At 73.5% G+C, this 2358-nt stretch carries 3 protein-coding genes; all 3 read right to left on the bottom strand.

The window, feature by feature from the left end:
* Positions 1 to 246: helix-turn-helix domain-containing protein (locus tag ACWD4B_RS35665; protein WP_451424664.1), on the bottom strand; the 246-nt coding region annotated here is incomplete at its 3' end.
* Positions 247 to 485: 239 nt separating this feature from the next.
* A complete protein-coding gene (locus tag ACWD4B_RS35660) occupies positions 486 to 1616 on the bottom strand; it encodes a pyridoxal-phosphate-dependent aminotransferase family protein (protein ID WP_451424663.1) in 1131 nt (376 codons plus the stop codon).
* 99 nt (positions 1617 to 1715) lie between these two features.
* Positions 1716 to 2358: DUF7586 domain-containing protein (locus ACWD4B_RS35655; protein WP_451424662.1), on the bottom strand; the 643-nt coding region annotated here is incomplete at its 5' end.

Raw genomic sequence — 2358 nt, 5'->3', positions numbered from 1 at the left:
CGTGAAAAGCCGCACCCGGTCCGTCACCGTGGCCCTGAACAGGGCTTCTTTGGACGGGAAATGGCGATACACCGTCCCCGCACCGACCCCGGCCCGCCGCGCGATCTCCCCCAGCGGCACCGCCAACCCGGCTTCCTCGAAGGCGGATCGGGCCGCCTGGAGGACGAGAGTGCGATTGCGCCGGGCATCGGCCCGGAGCAGCGGAGCGGCCGCCGGAGGCGGTGACGTCTTCCTGCGCTGTGCCATGCGCGCGGACCTCCGGGAGCCGGACGACGAAACGGGGTGAGAGTTCCGATTGTATCCAGGCATGTGAGCGAGGAGCCGAGCCGCCATACCAGGATCAATCGGATCAGAAGGCTGAAACAACAAAAGGCCGTTATCAGCACACAAAGCGCTGATAACGGCCCGAAAACCGGTCTCTTGGATGTCTTGGACGTCTCTCGGACGTCTCCCGGACGCCCTTCCCCGACGTGCTCAGCCAGTGATCACCGCGCGGCCACGGCGTCCCAGGCCTTGCCCGCCGCCGCCGTGACCTCGTCCGCCCCGGCGACCGTCGCTCCCAGGGCCCGCAGGCCCGCGCCGAGCGCCGCGAGCGAGGTCAGGACGACTGCGCGGTCCGCGGCCGTTCCGTAGTGGTTGACGCGGATCATCTCCTGGGCGAGCGCACCCCCGGCCCCCTGCACCGGGACCGAGGCGTCCGCCGCCAGGGCCGCCGCCACGATCTCGCGGGCGTCGGTGCCGCCGACGGCCCGCAGCGTGGTGGCGACGGGGGCCGCGTCCTCGTCCCGGACCACGTAGGGCTCCAGGCCGCCGCCCAGGGCCCGTACTCCCGCGCGCACGGCCGCAGCTGCCGCCCGGTGCCGGACCATGGCCGCGTCCAGGCCCTCCGCCTCGATCCGGTCCACGGCCTGTTCCAGGGCGAGCATCTCCAACTGGGCGGGGGCGTGCGGCAGTGCCGTGCGCCCGCCGTCGATCCAGCGCTCCTTCCAGTCCAGCAGGGAGAGGTACGAGCGCCGGGGCGCATGCTCATTGGCCGCGATCCGCTCCCACGCGCGGGCGCTGACCGACGCCACCGACACACCCGCCGGCCCCGCCATCGCCTTCTGGCCGCCGATGACGCAGAGGTCCACACCCCACTCGTCGGTGAGCAGCGGCTCGGCGCCCACGGAGGCGACCGCGTCCAGCATCAGCAGCGCACCGTGCTCGCGCACGACGGCTCCGATCTCCGCCACGGGGTTGGTGTTGCCCGTGGCCGCCTCGGCGTGGACGAGGCTGACGAAGTCGATCGCCGGGTGCGCGCGCAGCGCCTCCGCGATCCGGTCCGCGGTGACGGCCCCGCTGAAGGGCGCCGACACGGTGACCACCTCGGCGCCGCAGGAACGCAGCCAGCCGCCGAAGGTCTCCCCGTACGGCCCGGTGATGACGTTGAGCGCGGTGCTGCCGGGGCGGACGGCCGAGCGGATGCACGCCTCCAGCGGCAGCAGCGCCTCGCCCTGCATCGTGACGACGGTCTCGCGGGTGCGCATCAGCGCCGCGACCTTGTCCTCGATGCGCGCGAAATGACCTGCGCCCAGGGGCGCGAGGTCGAGCAGGGCCGGTGCGGTGTTCGCAGTCACGGTTGCCAGTGCCTTCCAGGGTCTCGCGCCACGTCCGGCGCCCGACAATCTCTCCCCGACCCTACGTCCGAACCCCGGCCCGCGCCGACGGCCGGACCCCTACCGCCAGCCGCCGACGTCGACACCGCCCGGCACGACGTCACCCGGCCCGTAGGGCTCACGGGTGAGGACGAACGTGCCGATGTCGAGATGGCTCACCACTCCGCCGGCGCCCCGTACGACCCGGAGCGTCTCGCCCGCGTAGTACCCGTCGAGGCCCGTCCACGTGCCGTCCTCCTCGGCGCGGAACCGCGCTGCACGGCCCCCGTTCCCCAGCGGCGACAGGTCCAGGCCGCGCTCCGCGCGCAGCCGCAGGGCGAAGCCGGTGGCGCCCCAGTACCAGGGTCCGGTCAGCTCCAGCAGCGCCGGGTCCACGGCGTCGAGGGGGCGCCAGGGCTCCGGGATCCGCGGCTCGTGCTCGGCGACCGTGCCCACCATCTCCGCGCAGGCGTCGGCCACTTCGAAGCCGGAGGTGAGGTTGGCGAGCAGGACCGCGCCGACCCCGTCCTCCGGGCTCACCCACAGCGTCGCGATGAAGCCCGGCATCGACCCGGTGTGCCCGGAGAGGAACCGGCCGTCCCGGCACGCCAGTTGCATCCCGAGACCGTAGCCGCCCGCCCGGTCCGGCCCCTGGGGTGCGGTCTCCGGCACCCGCATCTCCTCCAGCGAGCTCTTCCGCAGCACCCGCTCGTCGCCGTCCAGC

The sequence above is a fragment of the Streptomyces sp. NPDC002536 genome (assembly GCF_053594995.1).
The sequence above is the reverse complement of the archived record's forward strand: the minus strand, read 5'-3'. Positions and strand labels throughout refer to the sequence as shown.